This window comes from Agarivorans sp. Toyoura001 (assembly GCF_005405585.1).
Lineage (GTDB): Bacteria > Pseudomonadota > Gammaproteobacteria > Enterobacterales > Celerinatantimonadaceae > Agarivorans.
Map to the genome: position 1 here is coordinate 25,487 of NZ_BJEQ01000025.1, position 18,583 is coordinate 44,069.

Annotated in this window: 15 protein-coding genes; 10 read left to right on the plus strand and 5 right to left on the minus strand. The window is 42.9% G+C overall.

What is annotated here, in order from left to right; all coding sequences use genetic code 11:
* Positions 1-35 precede the first annotated feature (35 nt).
* Together FFR00_RS20100 and FFR00_RS20105 are read left to right on the plus strand one after the other, a co-directional pair.
* Entirely contained in the window at positions 36-1,502 is a 1,467-nt protein-coding gene (locus FFR00_RS20100; RefSeq protein ID WP_137675208.1) for a hypothetical protein, read from the plus strand.
* Between the two features lie 52 nt (positions 1,503-1,554).
* Positions 1,555-1,974, plus strand: coding sequence for an HIT family protein (locus FFR00_RS20105; RefSeq protein WP_137675209.1), 420 nt, complete (start codon positions 1,555-1,557; stop codon positions 1,972-1,974).
* Positions 1,975-2,040: 66 nt separating this feature from the next.
* On the opposite strand, the gene cmoA is transcribed toward FFR00_RS20105, so the two are convergent.
* On the minus strand, positions 2,041-2,769 hold the full coding sequence (gene cmoA, locus FFR00_RS20110) for a carboxy-S-adenosyl-L-methionine synthase CmoA (RefSeq protein WP_137675210.1): 729 nt from the start codon (positions 2,767-2,769) through the stop codon (positions 2,041-2,043).
* 249 nt (positions 2,770-3,018) lie between these two features.
* Here cmoA and aspS point away from each other — a divergent pair, with 249 nt between their 5' ends.
* Positions 3,019-4,779, plus strand: a complete 1,761-nt coding sequence (aspS, locus tag FFR00_RS20115) for an aspartate--tRNA ligase (RefSeq protein WP_137675211.1) — start codon at positions 3,019-3,021, stop codon at positions 4,777-4,779.
* Between the two features lie 69 nt (positions 4,780-4,848).
* Here aspS and FFR00_RS20120 read toward each other — a convergent pair whose 3' ends face one another.
* The 3 genes from FFR00_RS20120 to FFR00_RS20130 form a co-directional block, all read right to left on the minus strand.
* A complete protein-coding gene (locus FFR00_RS20120; protein ID WP_137675212.1) occupies positions 4,849-7,323 on the minus strand; it encodes a bifunctional diguanylate cyclase/phosphodiesterase in 2,475 nt (824 codons plus the stop codon).
* Positions 7,324-7,398: 75 nt separating this feature from the next.
* Positions 7,399-8,580: a hypothetical protein gene (locus FFR00_RS20125; protein WP_137675213.1), complete on the minus strand. Its 1,182-nt coding sequence runs from the start codon at positions 8,578-8,580 to the stop codon at positions 7,399-7,401.
* Positions 8,549-8,911 (minus strand): substrate-binding domain-containing protein, encoded by a 363-nt coding sequence (locus tag FFR00_RS20130; protein WP_161985215.1) that lies wholly within the window; start codon positions 8,909-8,911, stop codon positions 8,549-8,551. The genes FFR00_RS20125 and FFR00_RS20130 overlap by 32 nt, the downstream gene beginning before the upstream one ends.
* A 524-nt stretch (positions 8,912-9,435) precedes the next feature.
* Here FFR00_RS20130 and FFR00_RS20135 point away from each other — a divergent pair.
* The 6 genes from FFR00_RS20135 to FFR00_RS20160 all read left to right on the plus strand — a co-directional run bounded on the left by FFR00_RS20135 (position 9,436) and on the right by FFR00_RS20160 (position 16,099).
* Complete coding sequence (locus FFR00_RS20135) at positions 9,436-10,179, plus strand: YebC/PmpR family DNA-binding transcriptional regulator (RefSeq protein WP_137675215.1); 744 nt, start codon at positions 9,436-9,438, stop codon at positions 10,177-10,179.
* Between the two features lie 6 nt (positions 10,180-10,185).
* Positions 10,186-10,707 carry a crossover junction endodeoxyribonuclease RuvC gene (gene ruvC, locus FFR00_RS20140; RefSeq protein WP_137675216.1) on the plus strand — a complete coding sequence of 174 codons (522 nt, stop codon included), beginning with the start codon at positions 10,186-10,188 and terminating at the stop codon, positions 10,705-10,707.
* 125 nt (positions 10,708-10,832) lie between these two features.
* The gene (gene lon / locus FFR00_RS20145; RefSeq protein WP_137675217.1) at positions 10,833-13,181 is read left to right on the plus strand and encodes an endopeptidase La; all 2,349 of its coding nucleotides are present in this window, start codon (positions 10,833-10,835) and stop codon (positions 13,179-13,181) included.
* Between the two features lie 213 nt (positions 13,182-13,394).
* Positions 13,395-13,667, plus strand: coding sequence for a nucleoid-associated protein HU-beta (gene hupB / locus FFR00_RS20150; RefSeq protein ID WP_137675218.1), 273 nt, complete (start codon positions 13,395-13,397; stop codon positions 13,665-13,667).
* Positions 13,668-13,751: 84 nt separating this feature from the next.
* Complete coding sequence (locus tag FFR00_RS20155; protein ID WP_137675219.1) at positions 13,752-15,641, plus strand: SurA N-terminal domain-containing protein; 1,890 nt, start codon at positions 13,752-13,754, stop codon at positions 15,639-15,641.
* A 68-nt stretch (positions 15,642-15,709) separates the two neighbouring features.
* Complete coding sequence (locus tag FFR00_RS20160; RefSeq protein ID WP_161985216.1) at positions 15,710-16,099, plus strand: DUF2850 domain-containing protein; 390 nt, start codon at positions 15,710-15,712, stop codon at positions 16,097-16,099.
* Positions 16,100-16,147: 48 nt separating this feature from the next.
* Here the strand turns inward: FFR00_RS20160 and fabV are convergent, their stop codons facing one another.
* Positions 16,148-17,350 (minus strand): enoyl-ACP reductase FabV, encoded by a 1,203-nt coding sequence (gene fabV, locus FFR00_RS20165; protein ID WP_137675221.1) that lies wholly within the window; start codon positions 17,348-17,350, stop codon positions 16,148-16,150.
* Positions 17,351-17,708: 358 nt separating this feature from the next.
* Between fabV and FFR00_RS20170 the strand changes: the two genes are divergently transcribed.
* Positions 17,709-18,572 (plus strand): PEP-CTERM/exosortase system-associated acyltransferase, encoded by an 864-nt coding sequence (locus FFR00_RS20170; RefSeq protein WP_235836271.1) that lies wholly within the window; start codon positions 17,709-17,711, stop codon positions 18,570-18,572.
* Positions 18,573-18,583: the final 11 nt, after the last annotated feature.

Here is an 18,583-nt window from a genome sequence, read left to right on the forward strand (position 1 = left end):
CAATAATGACGATGAATTGAATCCAGGGAGGGACAATGCCTAAACGGTATAAAGCTAATTGCCTAGTGGCAAACTTAAGTGCGTTGTTAACAGCCATGGTTTTGCAAGCATGCAGCATTTCACCTCAAAAGGTCGAGCCCTCCTGTGAGGTTATTTTAAGCAGTGTAGACACGCTGCTGCATGAGCATGTTGGAAGCTTAAAAGGGGAGAGGGTGCATAACCAAGCTTCTTTACGACATAATCGCTTCATACATTTTTTTATCGGCAATCAAGATCTTGCTGAGCCATCAGCGCCTACTCAATCTCAGCTCATTGATTATATGGGCGAACTAGCGGAGCAAGGTCTAAAAGCTGAATGGAAAACGCTTGATGTAGACATAGCCAATAAATGGAAAGCGGAATATCAAATAACTCAGCCAGAACAGACAATCGAACAGTGCATAAATGAATTGAATCAGCAGTTGCAAGGTCATTCACGGCAAACTGCTGAGTTGCTAGCCACTATTCCAATAGATAATGACTACTCTGCCACTGCTAAGGTGTTTGGATTATATCCACTAAGTTCGAAGGTATTTGCGAGCGCCATTGAGAAAGAACAACAACATTTAGCTGAGGGTTGGTTAGCTGCTAGTCGCTCATCGTTATCTGGATTTACCGCTAAACAAGCGGCCTTATATCTACCGGAGCCATCGTTAGCTAAAGTGAATGCCACAGATTTACAGCTTGATGCTTTTGGGCAACTCGCGAGTAAACAGCAACAAGTAACCTTACTTAAATGGTATGCACCGCAGTGGTTGGTTGAGAACAACACTGCAGACAATGTACCTGGCGTGCCGGTTTGGCAAAAGCAACAATTGGCTTTTGAACACAGTAAACCACTTAGTTTTTCGCATATTACATATGCTAGGCACAACAACCAAACTACTATCCAACTCAATTATATTTTATGGTTTAAGCAACGCCCAAAACTTAGCTCAGTAGATTGGGTAGCAGGAGAGCACGATGCTCTCATTTTTCGAATTCACCTGACTAATAAGCTAGAAGTCATTGCTTACGACAGCATCCACCTATGTGGTTGTTGGTATACTTTAATGTTGCCTCAACAGCGCAGTTATCATGCTATTCAGGACAGTAAAGTCGAAAGCGTACTGATGCATCGCGTTAATGCTGCGGATAAAGTGCGAATAAGTATTAGTGCCGATGCCCACCAAATAATTGATTTGCAGCCCACCGGCGACATTGCTGAAGTGGTGGCTAAAACCACTTATACTTTACAGCCTTGGCAGTCGCTACTTGCCTTAGAAAAAGGCCAAGGATATAAATCTATCTACGACTCTAATGGTTATGTGTGGGGCTCTGAACGTTTTGAACGCTGGTTCTTTTGGCCTATGGGGGTGAAACAGCCAGGAAGCTTGCGTCGTTTTGGTGACCACGCGATTAGTTTTGTTGGCGAGCGATATTTCGATCAAGTCCATTTGTTAGAAGATTTGGGTGTGCAATAATGCTGTTATCTTTAGTTACGTACCGACATTAAATCTATTGGGAATCAATGCTATGAGTTACGACAACAACAATATTTTTGCTAAAATTATCCGCGGCGAAATGGGCTGCCTTAAAGTATATGAAGATGACCATACCTTAGCCTTTATGGATATCATGCCACAGGCCGATGGTCACACTTTAGTATTACCAAAAGAATCTGCAGAAACGCTGTTTGAATTGTCGGAAGAAGGCGCAGCAGCTGTTATTAAAACCGTTAAAAAAGTTGCGGCGGCGGTAAAACAGGCGATGAACGCTGAGGGGATTAGCCTAGTGCAATTTAATGGGGCTGCAGCAGGTCAAACGGTGCCTCATTTACACTTTCATATTATTCCTGGCTCTTTAGCCGAAGCGCGTAGTCACGCTCGCGATATGGTTGATAGTGAAACTCTACAACCTTTTGCAGACAAAATTAAAGCGTTGTTAGCTAAGTAGGTATTGTTTCGTAAAAAAGGCGAGCACTATATAGCGCTCGTCTTTTTGATTCTGTGTATCTAGAGACTACTTTATAGCGACCAATGAGCCGAAGTTAAAACACTGAAACCACAGTTCGCTAGCACTAAAGCCGGCTTCTTTAAATCGTTGCTTGTGTTGCTCAATAGTATCGGGCACTAGTACGTTATCTAAAGAGCTCCGCTTTTGGCTAATTTCCAACTCGCTGTATCCGTTAGCACGTTTAAAATCTAAGTGTAATTCGCTAATTAGACTCTGAGTAGTTGGTTCAGCGAAATGAAATTTTTCACTCACTATCAATAAACCGCCTTTAACCATTCCGTTGTAGATCTTTTTAATCAAGGTTAAACGCTGTTCTCGCGCAATAAACTGCAGGGTGAAATTGAGCACGACCACTGAAGCATTGCTGATATCTACGTCGCAAATATCATCACAGATAAGCGTTACTGGCACTGAGCCACGAAAAGCATCTAGGTGTTTTTGACAACGTTCTAACATGGCGGGGGAGTTATCTACTGCAACAATTTCTACATTGTTGTGCTTAACTCCGCGGCGCATAGCTAAAGTCGCTGCGCCCAAAGAGCAACCTAAGTCGTATAACTTAGTGTCGGCTTGATGAAATTGTTCAGTTAAGTGGCCAATGGTGGAAACAATGTTGCTGTAACCTGGCACTGAGCGTTGAATCATATCGGGAAATACTTCGGCCACTTGGTCATCGAAGCGAAACTCACCCAGTTGGGTAATAGGTTGGGAAAATAGTTTATCTTTGCCTTGCATGGCTAGTTCTCGTGCGGAAAATTCTATGATAATGAGCCAGTAATTGCTCGGTGGGTTATTGTAACCAGCTAAAGCGAGCTTGTCTTTGGCTATTTTAGACGCTTCTATAGATTTATTGCTCTATCGCTATTCTTATTTGTAGCTGCTTTCCTTTATACTATCGCCCTTTCACTAAATAATACTGCATAGCTGATTATTATTTAGGCTGAACATTCATTGAATTTTAAAACGTAAAACGGGAAAGGCCAAATGCGCACTGTTTACTGTGGACAAGTAACCAAAGAGTTAGTTGATCAAGAAATAAATTTAGTTGGTTGGGTAAATCGCCGCCGTGATTTAGGTGGCGTTATCTTCATTGATTTACGTGACCGCGAAGGCATTGTGCAAGTGGTTTTTGACCCAGATCGTAAAGATGTATTCGCTACCGCCAACAGCTTGCGTAATGAATTTTGTGTCCGCCTTAAAGGCCGCGTTCGTGCGCGTCCAGACAGTCAGGTTAATGCTGACATGACCACGGGTGAAGTTGAGCTACTTGGCTTAGAGCTAGAAATCTTAAATCGCTCTGCGCCACTGCCGTTGGATAACAATCAAGATAACTCTGAAGAGCAGCGTTTAAAATACCGCTATTTAGATTTACGTCGCCCAGAAATGAGCCAGCGTATGGTGTTTCGCGCCAAGGTAACGGGTTTCGTTCGCCGTTTTATGGAAGACAATGGCTTCTTAGACATTGAAACGCCAATTCTTACCAAAGCTACGCCAGAAGGTGCGCGCGATTATTTAGTGCCTAGCCGTACTCATAAAGGTCAGTTTTTTGCTTTGCCGCAATCACCACAGATTTTTAAACAATTACTTATGATGTCTGGCATGGATCGTTACTACCAAATCGTTAAGTGCTTCCGTGATGAAGACTTACGTGCCGATCGCCAACCAGAGTTTACTCAAATTGATATTGAAACATCATTCATGAGTTCTGACCAAGTAATGGCCGTGACTGAACAAATGGTTCGTGAATTGTTTGTCTCAATGTTAGACGTTGATTTGGGTGAATTCCCACAAATGACTTACGCTGAAGCGATGCGTTTGTATGGCTCTGATAAGCCAGATTTACGTAACCCAATGCAATTAGTTGATGTTGCTGACTTGCTTAAAGACGTAGAGTTTAAAGTATTTTCTGGCCCAGCTAACGATGAGAAAGGCCGCGTAGCAGTGTTACTTGTACCGGGTGGTGCAAAGCTTTCTCGCAAGCAAATTGATGACTACGGTAAGTATGTAGGTATTTATGGCGCTAAGGGCTTAGCATGGATGAAAGTGAATGAAGTCGCTGCAGGCGTTGAAGGTCTTCAATCACCAATTCTTAAGTTCCTAAATAAAGACGTTGCACAAGGCATTGTTGAGCGCACAGCTGCACAAGACGGCGACTTAATTCTTTTCGGCGCAGATAAAGCGAATATTGTTTGCGAAGCGATGGGTGCTTTACGTTTGAAAGTAGGCGAAGATCTTGGCCTAGTATCAGATGAGTGGCGACCGCTTTGGGTTGTTGATTTCCCAATGTTTGAAGAAGTAGATGGTCATTTCCATGCCATTCACCATCCATTCACTGCGCCAGTTGAAGGCGTGAGTGCTGGGGACTTAACCGCTTCACCAGAAGGTGTGTTATCAAACGCTTACGACATGGTGCTAAACGGCTGTGAATTAGGTGGTGGTAGCGTACGCATCCATAAACAAGATATGCAAGCTGCTGCGTTTAAAGTACTCGGCATTAGCGATGAAGAAGCTCAAGAGAAATTCGGCTTCTTATTGGAAGCGCTTCAGTATGGTGCTCCACCACACGCGGGTTTAGCGTTTGGTCTAGATCGCTTAGTAATGTTGATGACTGGTGCAAGCTCTATTCGTGACGTAATGGCGTTCCCGAAAACAGCCACTGCTGCATGTCCGTTAACCAGTGCGCCAAGTGCAGCTAACCCAGTGTCTTTAACTGAATTAGCCTTAAGCGTTAACTTACCAAAGTAAGCGTGCTTTGAATGGCAAAAAGGCGAGCATTAGCTCGCCTTTTTTAATGCTGTAGATAGACTTATTCAACTAGTGATTGCCATTAGAGTGAACATCTGTTTGAGGAATATGAAACAGCGGGTGCAAGTGAATAATGTTGCCACTTTGATCCAATAGCGCGCCTTTATCATTGCAACGCAAATAGAACTCTAATGCCGCTTCCTTAGTGACCGGACGACCAAAGAAGTACCCCTGTACTTTATCAAAGCCATTTTGTTTCAACCAATTAGCGTGTTCAAGAGTTTCTACGCCTTCTACTAAAATCTCGTAATCTAAGGTGTACATTAGCTTGCGCATGCTCAGTACAATGTTTTGAGTTGCTACCGAGGTAATGGCATTGTGGCCAAATTCTCGATCAAATTTAATCTTATCGCAGGCAAGGTTGCTAAGGTAGCTCAGTGAAGTAAAGCCTTTACCAAAGTCATCAAAGGCAACTCTGATGCCTGCTCCTCGGATTTCGTTTAACTGGTTTTTAACTTGCTGATAGTTTTGTACGGCGACACTTTCGGTGATTTCCAGCTCTAACAGATTGCTACCGATACTAATGGTTTTATATTTGCTGATCAGTTTTTGAGCGAAGTTTTTGTCTTCAAACTGACGGCCACTAATATTAAATGCGATGGTTAAGCCACTGTAACCTTTAGTATTTAACTCTTCTAATAACGCTAATGATTTATCTATCACCCAATAACCTAGAGGAAGGATATGGCGGCCTGATTCAACGGTATCGAGAAACTGACCAGGGTTCATTAAACCTTGAGTAGGGTGATTCCAACGTAGTAGTAATTCAAAGCCAGTGACTGCTTGTTGTTTCATAGACACTTGCGGTTGTAAGTATAGTTCTAGTTCGTTGTTACTCATGGCATTTTGGAACTGGTTTTCAATGGTGAACACCATGTCATTCTGACGGGCTAACTCGATATCGAAGTGAGTACAGCAATTACGCCCCTTACGTTTAGACGAGTACATTGCTAGATCAGCATATTTAACTAACAACTGCGGCTCGTACTCGGCTTGTTTTGCGGTAGCGATACCAATACTGAGTGTCACCTTCATTGAAACTCCAGAGATGGTAATGTCTCGAGAAATTTCTTGCGCGAGGCTATAGGCAAAACCGAGGACGCTGTCTTTGTCTTTTTTGTTAATCAGTAGCGTGAACTCATCGCCACCTAAACGGAAGGTGCTAGAGGCAAACTCGCTTAAGCGCATAATGCGTTTAGCGACTTGTACCAGCAGTAAATCGCCAAAGTCATGACCTAAGGTATCGTTAATGGTCTTAAAATTATCTAAATCAATGTAGATAAGGCTTAACTCGTCGCCTTGGCGTTCTGCTTCTTTTAGCGCTTTACTGAGTTGTTCGAGAAAAGCGGTTCGATTTGGCAGTTCCGTAAGTGGATCTTCCATCGCCATTTTCTCCAATACTTTGGTATTGGCGGCAATGCTCGATCGCATTTCAGAGAAACTATCGGCTAGCTCGATAGAAATATGATCAAGTGAATCAAATTCGTCATTAAATAGATGCAGGTTGTTTTGCGGTTTGTAGCTCTCATCTTCTAATATCGTTGGCAAGCTGGCAGCGTGATAACGAAGTTTATTTAAGGGACGGCGCATTAGCATTAAGCCAATAGCAATGCTTAAAGCCATAGTGAGTAGCAATAAAATAGAAAGCTGATTTTCGAAGCGGGTTTGCAGCTGTATTTGGTCGCTCCAGTCTTTAAGAATAACCAGTTTTAAGGTGCTGCTAGCACTGTTCTTAATGGGATAAAGTTTACCGACAATGGTTTTGTGTTCAACCTGAAACTCCATATTGGCATGGTGGCGGTACTCAATAGCGCTATCAAACCATTGTTGGCTAAGGGCTTGAGTATTGGTAGCCAGTAAAATGCTTTTATATAAGGGGCGATCTAAATCGACGATGGCTAGTTCAATGTCATCTCTCTGGGTTACCTTGATTAAGGCATCTGCTAACTCAAGTTGAAACGCTAAAATGCCTTGTTCTGAACTACGGGTACGAATAGGCAAAGAGATCCACAAATAGCACATCTCGCTGCATTGTAATAATTGCATGGGTTTAGAACGCAGTGTTACCTGCTCTAATAGCTCTTTGGGGGGCGGAGAGTCAGAGGCGCTGCAGGTGTAATTGTCTACCTCAAAAACCGTACAGCCATTCACTATAGGTAATAACCATTGCAGCTCTGGGAGTTGGCGAGTGAGGTACTTCTCTAATTCACTCATATTCTCCGCTTTACTAAACAGAGTTTGGGCTTCGAACAAGTAGGTAATGCTGTCACTTAATCGTTCTATTTGGTCATTAAATTCTAGCGCGTAGTTGTCTAGGTAGCTGAGTTTAAGTTGTGCTTGCTGATTCTGGTAATGCTCCATTGCAGTGAAACCGAAGATGGAAACAACAAAGCCCGCAGCTAGCACAAGTGCAACGGTCATTTTCAAACGGACGCTAATATAACGTTGTTTTAAATTGATTAAGGGGAACTTACTTAGCTTCATTGGCTATCCCAAGGTTAGTACTTACAGCAACGAAACATTAATAGATTCATTATTAGTTAAGCATAGAGCGATTTATTAAAAGCGGTAGCTAAGTTGTAAGGCGAACAAGCGCCAGTATCGCTCAGGGTTATTGTTTCGCTGTGGATTTAAGTCGTTTACAGGGGGGAGCATTGAGGTACCAACAAACCAGTGATGCTCAAATTTGAGTTGGAAATTTTGATGAAAATTCCAAGTCGCGCCAATGGCGAAATCTTCTAGGTCTCGTAAGTTCTTTTCTATATCGTCGTCGATAAAGTGGCTGTTATCGTAACGAGCTAGTAGGTTCCATTGTTGGTTGATAAGGTAAATCCCTTGAACATAGTAGGCATTCATATCGATGCTACCGTCAAACAATGGCTCGAGACCTTGAGCTGGTTGGTTTTTCCCTTCTGCATAGGTGCCACCGCGGCGCAGAGTAATTTCACTGGTTATTTCAAATTTCTGTTGAGAATACTGCAGAGAACCAATGTATTGGTCAGTATCAATAGTAAAATCTAAGGGGAGGTCTATCGGGCTTGGGTTTAGTGAATCCTCTAGGTGCATTTTTAAGCGGCGATATTCTAAACCTACATACCAGTTTGCTGTTGGGCGCATAGAGAAATGCAGCGATGTATTCCATTCGCTTTCAAATGTCCCTTCTTGGTCTTGACCAAAAAAACGGCGACTAAAGCTTTCATCAAAGCTTTCCTTACCTATCGACGCGGCAAATTTATATTCTTGACCGCCCAACGAAAAGTAGTCGATGTCCATACGTAATCCGTCGGCTCGCAAGCTTTGCTCTTTCAATATATGTGGGTATACCGACAAAGGTAATACAATGCTTGGTCGCGTAAAAGGCACGTCACGTGTTTCTCCATAGATGCCATTGCTAATTTTGAAGCGCCCGAGCTTAAACCCAATATCCCAATCTTCATGGCTAGGGATTTTGTAATTTAAGCTGAGGTAGTCAACTTCAATGCCTGACTCAAACCAATCTCCGGTTTCTTGAGCTATGACCAAGCCTGACACCGACCAGTTTCTATTGATTAGCCAATAGCCACGTAACCCTGCTTCTAATAATGGGCCGCTGTCGCCTGAGTTGTATCCGTAGTAATTATTGGCGTTTACCCCAATATAACTGGCAGAAACAAATCCGCCCCAAGATACTTTGCCTTGGCCGTATGCAGGAACTGCGATGGTGGATAAACTAGTCAACAATAATAGAATGAAGGTCTTCATTGTTCACCTCTTGGCTGACATATCCAATTGCGTTGGGGTTTTTAATAATGGTATCGAGCATTTCTTGTTCGGAATCTACGATGGTGGGCGCAATAGCGGTACCCGTGTATATTTGGCGTTCCCAAATTCGGCTGAGCTGGTAGGGGAAAAGTTTAAGCGCGTCTAAGCAAAACTGTTTATGCAATTCACTGTTATCTTTCATCACGACCAGTTCAATAACTTGTCCGTCGGGCCAATTTTTTTCCCTTAGTGAAAAGATCGAACGAATTTGCTTACTGCTCAATTCAGCTTGTTTTTCTGCATGACTTATCACCCACACCTGTGCGTGCATGGGTATGCTTAAAATGAGTAAGAAAAGAAGCACAGTGATTTTTTTGAGGCTTGAGTTAAGCCGCAACAAGCTAAGTAAACTGTGCCAATAAATTACAATCATAGCCTTCCGTGGTTAGCTTATAACTATTGATAAAATGTTAATTCTCTTAAATATAGGCCAATTTTTTCAATAAGTTAAGTGAAATCATCTTTTGTTTAATATTGCCTAAATATTCGGCGGGGAATTATCCTTAATCGTTGATATTTAATGTAATTATCAATAGTGGTGAGGTTTTGGTGTCTTCTGGGTCTTAGATATTTATGTAATATTATTGAATCCAGCTCTATGTTGTGACTAATTGCTGATGTTTTTGTTATTTTTTATGTGGGGAGATCGTAGAGTTATTTCTAAACAAAGATGTAACAAATTGATATAAGTGAACTTATGTTAAAAGATCGAGATCATTTATCAAACAGATAGTGCTAGGCTTGGTCGCTTCTTAACGTTTATCATCAATCAATAAGCATTTATTGGAGAACGCCATGGCAGGTCATAGTAAATGGGCCAATATTAAGCATCGTAAAGCGGCTCAAGATGCTAAAAGAGGCAAGATTTTTACTAAATTTATTCGAGAACTTACGGTCGCAGCCAGAGAAGGTGGCTCAGATCCAGATGCTAATCCTAGATTGAGAGCCGCTATTGATAAAGCCTTATCTAATAATATGACACGCGACACGGTAAATCGTGCGGTACAGCGTGGAGCTGGAGAGTTGGATGGGCAACAGCTAGAAACGGTGATTTACGAGGGATATGGACCCGGTGGCACAGCGGTTCTTGTTGAAACGATGACCGATAATCGAAATCGTACCGTATCTACTGTAAGGCATGCCTTTTCCAAAAGCGGTGGCAACTTAGGTACTGATGGCAGTGTTGCTTATCTATTCGAAAAGAAAGGTATTATTTCTTACGCCGCGGGTAGCGACGAAGAACAAGTAATGGATGCAGCCCTAGAGGCTGGTGCTGATGATGTTATCTCTCATGAAGATGGAAGTGTTGACGTTTATACTTTGCCTAACGATTTTGGTGTAGTGAAAGACGCCTTAGATAAGGCGGGTTTGGAGGCGGTTAATTCAGAAGTTACCATGATTGCCTCTACGCAAGCCGAGTTAGATCTAAGCACTGCTCCAAAGTTGTTACGACTTATTGATATGCTGGAAGACGATGATGACGTGCAAGAGGTGTATCACAATGGTGAAATATCAGATGACATTGCTGAGCAGCTGTAAATTTTCGTGAGTATTATTCTAGGCATTGATCCGGGCTCACGGATCACCGGTTACGGTTTAATAAAGCAAGCCAATGGACGAATCGAGTATTTAGGCAGTGGCTGTATTCGCACTAGCGAAAAAGAACTGCCGTTACGTTTGAAGCAAATTCACGCTGGTGTTAGCGAAATTATTGCCCAGTTTTCTCCCGATGAATTTGCGATTGAACAAGTGTTTATGGCTAAAAACGCTGATTCGGCACTCAAGTTAGGGCAAGCCCGAGGGGCTGCGATTGTATCTGCAGTAAGCCAAGATTTACCCGTTGCTGAATATTCAGCAAGGCAAATAAAGCAAGCGGTGGTTGGCACTGGCGCGGCCGATAAAAGCCAGGTCCAGCATATGGTGACTCAGTTGTTGAGCTTGTCAGCGAGCCCACAAGCCGATGCTGCCGATGCTTTAGCGGTGGCGCTTTGCCATTGCCATACTCGTCAAAGCCTTATTGGTATGGCGGGGAAAGTGAGAGGCACAGTAAGACGACGTTTACGCTAGTTATTGCCTAAATAAACAGCAGCTAAGTGATTTTTTTTTATTAATTGCTTAACACGAATTGAAACCAGAAAGTTTGACCCAATATATTGCTGATAGAGTTTATTAGCTAAGGTAAAGAGGACGACATGACCTTAGAGCGTTCAGAACGTTTTGAAATTCCCGTATTACCCTTGCGCGATGTTGTGGTTTATCCGCACATGGTCATTCCTTTGTTTGTTGGTCGTGAAAAATCGATTCGTTGCTTAGAAAGCGCGATGAGCCAAGACAAGCAAGTATTATTAGTCGCGCAAAAAGATGCCAGTAATGACAATCCACAAGTGGAAGATTTATACACTGTGGGTACTGTGGCTAATATTCTGCAACTATTGAAACTGCCAGACGGTACAGTGAAAGTGCTGGTCGAGGGCAGCCAGCGGGCTAACCTTGAAGAAATTATTCAAGAGGATGAGTATTACATTGCTGCTGCAGAGTATGTAGTGTCTGCTCAGCCAGATGAAAAAGAACAAGAAGTCATGGTTCGTTCAGCAATAAGCCAGTTCGAAGGCTATATCAAGCTGAATAAAAAGATCCCGCCGGAGGTGCTTACCTCGGTGTCTGGTATAGACGATGCCGCGCGCTTAGCTGATACCATGGCTGCACACATGCCGCTTAAGCTTGAAGATAAGCAGTCGGTGCTAGAGTTAGCCAGTATTCCTGAACGTTTGGAATACTTAATGGCGATGATGGAATCTGAAATCGATTTGCTGCATGTGGAGAAAAAAATCCGCGGTCGCGTTAAAAAGCAAATGGAGAAGAGCCAGCGCGAGTACTATCTCAACGAACAAATGAAGGCGATTCAGAAAGAGCTAGGTGAATCTGAAGATGGTCAAGACGAGTTTGAGCAATTGTCTCAACGTATCGACGAAGCCAAGATGCCAGAAGAAGCTAAGGAAAAGACCTTAGCTGAGTTAAATAAACTCAAAATGATGTCACCAATGTCTGCTGAAGCGACCGTTGTACGTGGTTACGTAGATTGGATGTTGAGTGTGCCGTGGGTTAAACGCTCAAAAGTGAAACGTGACCTCGCCAAAGCAGAGCAGGTGCTTAACCAAGATCACTACGGTTTAGAAAAAGTTAAAGAACGCATTTTAGAATACTTGGCAGTACAAAGCCGAGTAAACAAATTAAAAGGGCCAATACTATGTTTAGTTGGTCCTCCAGGTGTCGGTAAAACCTCGCTGGGTCAATCAATTGCTAAGTCTACTGGGCGCAAATACGTGCGTATGGCCTTAGGTGGCGTAAGAGATGAAGCCGAGATCCGCGGCCACCGTCGTACTTACATTGGTTCAATGCCGGGTAAGTTGATTCAAAAAATGTCTAAAGTCGCGGTTAAAAACCCTCTATTTTTGCTTGATGAAATCGACAAAATGGCTTCAGACATGCGTGGCGACCCTGCCTCTGCACTGCTAGAAGTATTAGACCCAGAGCAAAACAACAGCTTTAACGACCATTACTTAGAAGTTGATTACGACCTCTCTGATGTGATGTTTGTGGCTACCTCAAACTCAATGAATATCCCTGGTCCTCTATTAGACCGTATGGAAGTAATTCGTTTATCAGGTTACACCGAAGACGAAAAACTAAACATTGCTAAGCAACACTTAATTAGTAAGCAAATTAAACGCAATGGTTTAAAAGAGCATGAGATTGCTATTGAAGACAGTGCCATCATTGGCATTATTCGTTACTACACTCGCGAAGCGGGCGTGCGAAGCTTAGAGCGAGAGATCTCTAAGTTATGTCGTAAAGCAGTAAAAGAAATTTTGCTGAACAAAGACACGAAGAAAGTTGAGATTAGCCAAGACAACCTCAGCCATTATTTGGGTGTGCAACGTTGTGATTATGGTAAGGCGGATGAAAATAACCGCGTTGGTATGGTGACAGGTCTAGCATGGACCGAAGTTGGTGGTGATTTACTCACCATTGAAACAGCCTCGGTACCGGGTAAGGGCAAGCTTAGCTATACCGGTTCTTTAGGCGACGTTATGCAAGAGTCGATTCAAGCTGCGATGACCGTGGTAAGAGCACGCGCCGATAAGTGGCGTATCAATAACGATTTTTACGAGAAGCGTGATATTCATGTTCACGTACCTGAAGGCGCAACACCTAAAGATGGTCCAAGTGCAGGCATTGCCATGTGTACCGCTTTGGTGTCGAGCTTAACGGGTAACCCGGTTAAGGCTGAAGTAGCGATGACCGGTGAAATTACCTTGCGTGGTGAAGTTCTGCCCATTGGTGGCTTGAAAGAAAAGCTGTTGGCGGCGCATCGCGGTGGTATCAAAACGGTTCTTATTCCGCAAGAGAATGAGCGAGACTTAGAAGAGATACCAGAAAATGTTATTGGTGACCTAAAAATCATTCCAGTTCGCTGGATTGAACAGGTTCTAGAAGCGGCTTTAGAGCAAAATCCTGAAGGCTTTGAAGTAAAAGCTTGAGTCAATGCAAATAAACGATATTCAATCGTAAAATAGTACTTGCCAGCCTTGTTCAAGGGCTATAGCCTAAGGCTGGCAAGGAAGCCGTTGATAATTATATTGATGGTGAAAAATTAACTAAATGTAGACTGACGAACCTCATTCTGAACCGTAATAATAGGGAAGCTTTCCTGCGGTAAAAGGAAAAAGGAATAACAACAAGGGGAACCAATTGTGAATAAAGCTCAACTCGTAGACAAAATTGCTGAAGGTGCAGATATTTCTAAGGCCGCTGCCGGTCGTGCACTTGATTCTTTCATCGATGCCATTTCTGATACTTTGAAAGACGGTGATAATGTTGCCTTGGTAGGTTTCGGTACTTTCCAAGTGAAAGAACGTTCTGCCCGTACTGGTCGTAACCCTCAGACTGGTGCTGAAATTCAAATTGCCGCTGCTAACGTACCATCGTTCAAAGCCGGTAAAGCGTTAAAAGACGCAGTAAACTAAACAGTCAGACGCAATTGCGATCTGTCAAAGGCGCATCCTCTGATGCGCTTTTTCATTATTTAATGTGGTAAAGAGTAATTAAGCATGTTGGAAAAGCTCCGTGAAGGAAGCCAAGGTCCGGTAGCCAAAATCATCCTCGGTCTGGTCATTTTATCTTTTGCTCTAGCTGGTGTAGGTAGCTACATAGCTACACCTAGTGAGCAACTCGCTGCTGAAGTTAATGGCGAGTCCATTAGCCGTGCTGAATTTGATCAAGCCTATCAAAACGAACGCGGACGATTAGAAAGCCAGTTTGGCGCTGCATTTAGCCAACTAGCGGCTGATCCAAGCTATATGGCACAGTTCAGAAATAACGTTCTAGAGCGTATGATCGGAGAGCGCTTGCTTGACCAAGCTGCCGAAAAATACGGTTTACGCGTGAGCGATGAGCGAGTTAAATCGCAAATCTTAGGTATGCAAGAATTCCAAGTAGACGGTAAGTTTGACAACGAACGTTACCTTGCAGTGCTTTACCGCGCGAATCTTCAGCCGAGTCAATTCCGCGATATGATTCGCAACGACTTAACCCGTCGCCAGTTACAGCAAGCCTTGTTAGGTAGCGAGTTTGCGCTTCCAAACGAAGCTGAGTTGTTGGTTAAACTCAATCAGCAAACCCGAGACGTACGTTATGTAACGGTTCCGGTGGCTAATTTTGCCGCTCAAGAAGTGCCAACAGACGAAGAATTAAAAGCCTACTACGAAGAACGTAAAAACACCTTCAAAACTGAAGAGTCAGTAGACGTTGAATTCATTGTGGTAGACGCTGCCAAAATTGCAGACAGTATTGTTGTTGATGAGCAAGATATTCAGCAATTCTACGAAGCTAACAGCCGAAGCTATACTCAGCCGGAAAAACGTAAAGTTGCGCATATTCTGATTGGATTTAGTGACGATGAAGCTGCCGATAAAGCGAAAGCTGAAGCCTTATTAGCGAAAGTTCAGCAAGGTGAAGACTTCGCTACTTTAGCGGCTGAATCATCAGACGACACTTTTAGTGGTCAAGAAGGCGGTGAGCTAGATTGGTTTGAGAGTGGCGTAATGGCGCCTGAGTTTGATGCTGCTGCTTTTGCCTTGGCCGATAAGGGCGATGTAAGTGAGTTAGTTAAAACTGAGTTTGGCTTTCACTTAATTAAACTGATTGATGTGCAAACAGCGCAAGTGAAACCGCTCGAAGACGTGAAAGAGCAAATTAGTCAGCGTTTACAACAAGAACAAGCTCAAAATGCATTTTATGAGCAAGCTCAACGCTTAGCTGAAGTGTCTTTTGAAATTCCTGACTCTCTCGTTGATGTAGCCAGTGAAACAGGGCTAACTGTTGAAACCGTTAAAGGCTTAACTCGTTCAAGCGCTAACGCGATATTGAGCCAACCTCAAGTGCTTAGCCAACTGTTCAACTTAGACTTTATTGCTGAAGGCTTAAACAGTGAAGCCATTCAACTTGCGGATGATAGCTCGGTAGTGGTGCGCGTAATGGCTCATAAAGCTGCCGAAGTTAAACCATTCGAAACTGTTGAATCGCAAATTGCTAGTGATCTAACACTTTCTCGCTCTAATCAAGCTGCTCAAGATTATGCTGATAGCCTAATCGCCGCCCTAGAGTCTGGAGAAGGCTTAGACGGCTTGCTTTACGAGCAAAACCTAACTGTAGACTCTAAAGTGAAAGTTGCTCGAGATAGCCAAGACTTTGAACCACAAGTGGTTCGTCATTTATTCATGATGGCTAAGCCTACCGAGCAAAAAGTAGCGAGTCGTATCGCCACTATGAATGGCGATCAGTTGGTGATTCAAGTCACTGAGGTGAATGAATCTAGCTCAGTGGATAGCAGTGAAGCCGATCGTTGGTTAGAACAGCTTAGCAGCGTAAAAACTGAAGCTAGTTATCAAGTATTGATTGATGTCTTAAAAAGCAAAGCAGAAATCCAAAACTTGTTGTAAGCTTATCTCTTACGTAAGATACTGAAAAAAGGACGTTTTACGTCCTTTTGTAGTTTTGGGAGATTGTCTTGAAAAAGTCCTTGGTATTAATTATTGCCTTATTTGGAATCTGCTTAGGCGTGTTGTCTTTCGTTTACTTTACTTATCCTGAGCTCATAGGCGTGCAGCGAGAAGTTAAAGTAAATCCGATTGTTGGTGCTTGGGAGTCAGAACATGCTTTCTATGGCAAGAAAGAGCGATTAGTATTCACTGATGATGGTCAGCTTAAATCTGGCAGCAGAGTAGCCACCAAGTACAAGATAAATGGTAATAAAGTCATTGTTACCTCAACCGATAGAGTGGTTGAATATCGGGTCTCTAAAGATGGTCAGCGTTTAGATGCATATTTGCCAAGGGTTGGCAGAGTTCGTTATACCAAAGTAAATTCCAGCCAACAAAATTCAAATCAAAGCCAATAAAAAGGCCTCAAAAATAGAGGCCTTTTAATAATAGTTGTTCTGAGTTAATTAGATGGCTTTAACGTCGAATGGAACTAAAGTATCTACGTCTGCATCATAATCAACACCTTCCACCCCAAACCCAAACAGTTTTAAGAATTCAGCCTTGTAGTACTCATAGTCAGAATGCTGTTTAAGGTTTTCAGTGGTAATTTGTGGCCACAGATCAACACAGGCTTGTTGAATGTCGTCACGTAGCTCCCAGTCGTCCAAGCGTAAGCGATTGCTTTCATCTACCGCTGGCGTAGAACCATCATTACGGTACAAACGTTCATCGAATAAACGATAGATTTGTTCCATACAGCCTTCATGTAAACCATGTTCTTTCATGATTTTGAATACCATTGATATGTACAAAGGCATCACTGGAATAGCTGAACTCGCTTGAGTGACCACACTTTTAAGTACCGCTACATTCGCGCTACCTTGTTTAGTGCTTAGCTTTTCATTTAGAGCGCTGGCTGCTCGGTCCAAATCCATTTTGGCTTTGCCTAATGCGCCATCCCAATAAATAGGCCAGGTAAGTGCGGTGCCAATGTAGCTGTACGCAACAGTTTTACAGCCTTTAGCAAGTACACCTGCTTCGTCTAATGCCTTAATCCAAAGCTCCCAATCTTCGCCGCCCATTACCGTTACAGTATCAGCAATCTCTTGCTCGGTTGCGGGTTCAATGCTGGCTTCGATAATAGTATCTTTGTTGGTATCTACAGCGGTTGCTGTGTAGGTATTACCAATAGGCTTTAAGCTCGATCGGATTAACTCACCGCTATCAGGTAATTTGCGTACCGGAGAAGCGAGTGAGTAAACCACTAAGTCAATTTCGCCTAAGTCTTGTTTAATTAACTCAATAGCGGCTTCTTTTGCCTGATGAGAAAATGCATCACCATTAATGCTTTTGGCATAAAGGCCTGCTTCGTGCGCTTTTTGGTCAAACGCTGCCGCATTATACCAACCTGCAGTGCCGGTTTTACGCTCGGTTGCTGGTTTCTCGAAAAAGACACCAATGGTTGCAGCGTCACTGCCAAATGCAGCGGCAATGCGTGAAGACAAACCGTAACCGCTTGAAGATCCTACCACCAATACACGTTTAGGGCCGTCTGTAACTTTGCCTTTTTGCTTGGTGTAATTAATTTGCTCTTGCACGTTGGCTGCGCAGCCTACCGGATGAGTGGTTGTGCAAATAAAACCACGGATCTTTGGTTTGATGATCATGCTAATTCCTTAAACTTGGCCAAATAGTTAGCGCTAAGTATATTGTTGTTTCAACGCTAAAAAACGCAATGATTCTAGCATGTTTGCTATTAAAGTGGCATTTAGCCTAGCTGATCAGAGCAGTTTATTGAGCACTCTATTTAAAACCCGTTATTCTTAAGTGATAGCACAATCAGATTTGCTTCTAGCGCCGCCATTAATGGGTGTCGGTAGAATTTTACTGGCTAGCCTTGGCACTTTTCTGATATAAACTTAATATCAAATTAGCAAAACATTATCCCATAGAGATAGTGGCTATACTAAACGCGATGCTTATTAAGCAACTATAAAAACACTTAAGGGAATAAGGGTTAAGCTTTTGAAAAACAAAATACTTCCGACCAGTATTAAAGGAAAAGTAGTTGGGTTACCTACTAGCAAAACAACCCAACATGCCGCCCAGAAAAAAGCGGCTGAAATTGCCAAACACTACGAGACTTATTTTCAACCATTGGTTGCACTCAGTGATGAGGATGTGGCCAGTGTTTACCGTTTGCGCCACGATGTTTATTGTGAGGAGTTAGGTTTTGAACCAGTAAACCCCGAGCAGGTAGAACGTGACGAGTTTGATGATTATTCTGATTATTGCTTGGTTCGCCATTTATCGTCTGGAACTTATGCTAGTACCGTACGAGTGGTATCGCCAACGGGCGACCAATTGCTCCCATTGGAAAAGTATTGTGAGGGAGCGATTACTGACGACGATCTACACCCGCAAAATTTCGCTAGAGAAGACGTATGTGAAATATCACGTTTAGCATTACGCGCTACTTTTAGACGACGTAAAACTGATAAGTTTGTTGATTCAGCTACCGGTGGCATTAACGTAGCCGAGCTTTATGAAGAAGAGTTGCGTTGTTTCCCGTTTATTACTGCAAGCATGTATTTAGCCGCTACGGTGTTGGTTGAGAGGCATAATATTAAACATGCATATGTGATGATGGAGCCTAGGTTAGCGCGCAGTACTGCCTTATTAGGGATTAAATTTCAGCAAATTGGTCCTGTGGTTGAGTATCACGGTCAACGTGCGCCTTATTATATTACTGCAGAGAAAATCCGTAGCGATTTACCGATTACGCTTAAGCCTTTGATGGATATGATTGAAAGAGAAGTTAATTTATCACTTTCAATGAGCTCCGTTGTAGGGGCGCAAGAGTCAATTTTGTATCGTGGTAACTCATAAAATTATCGCGA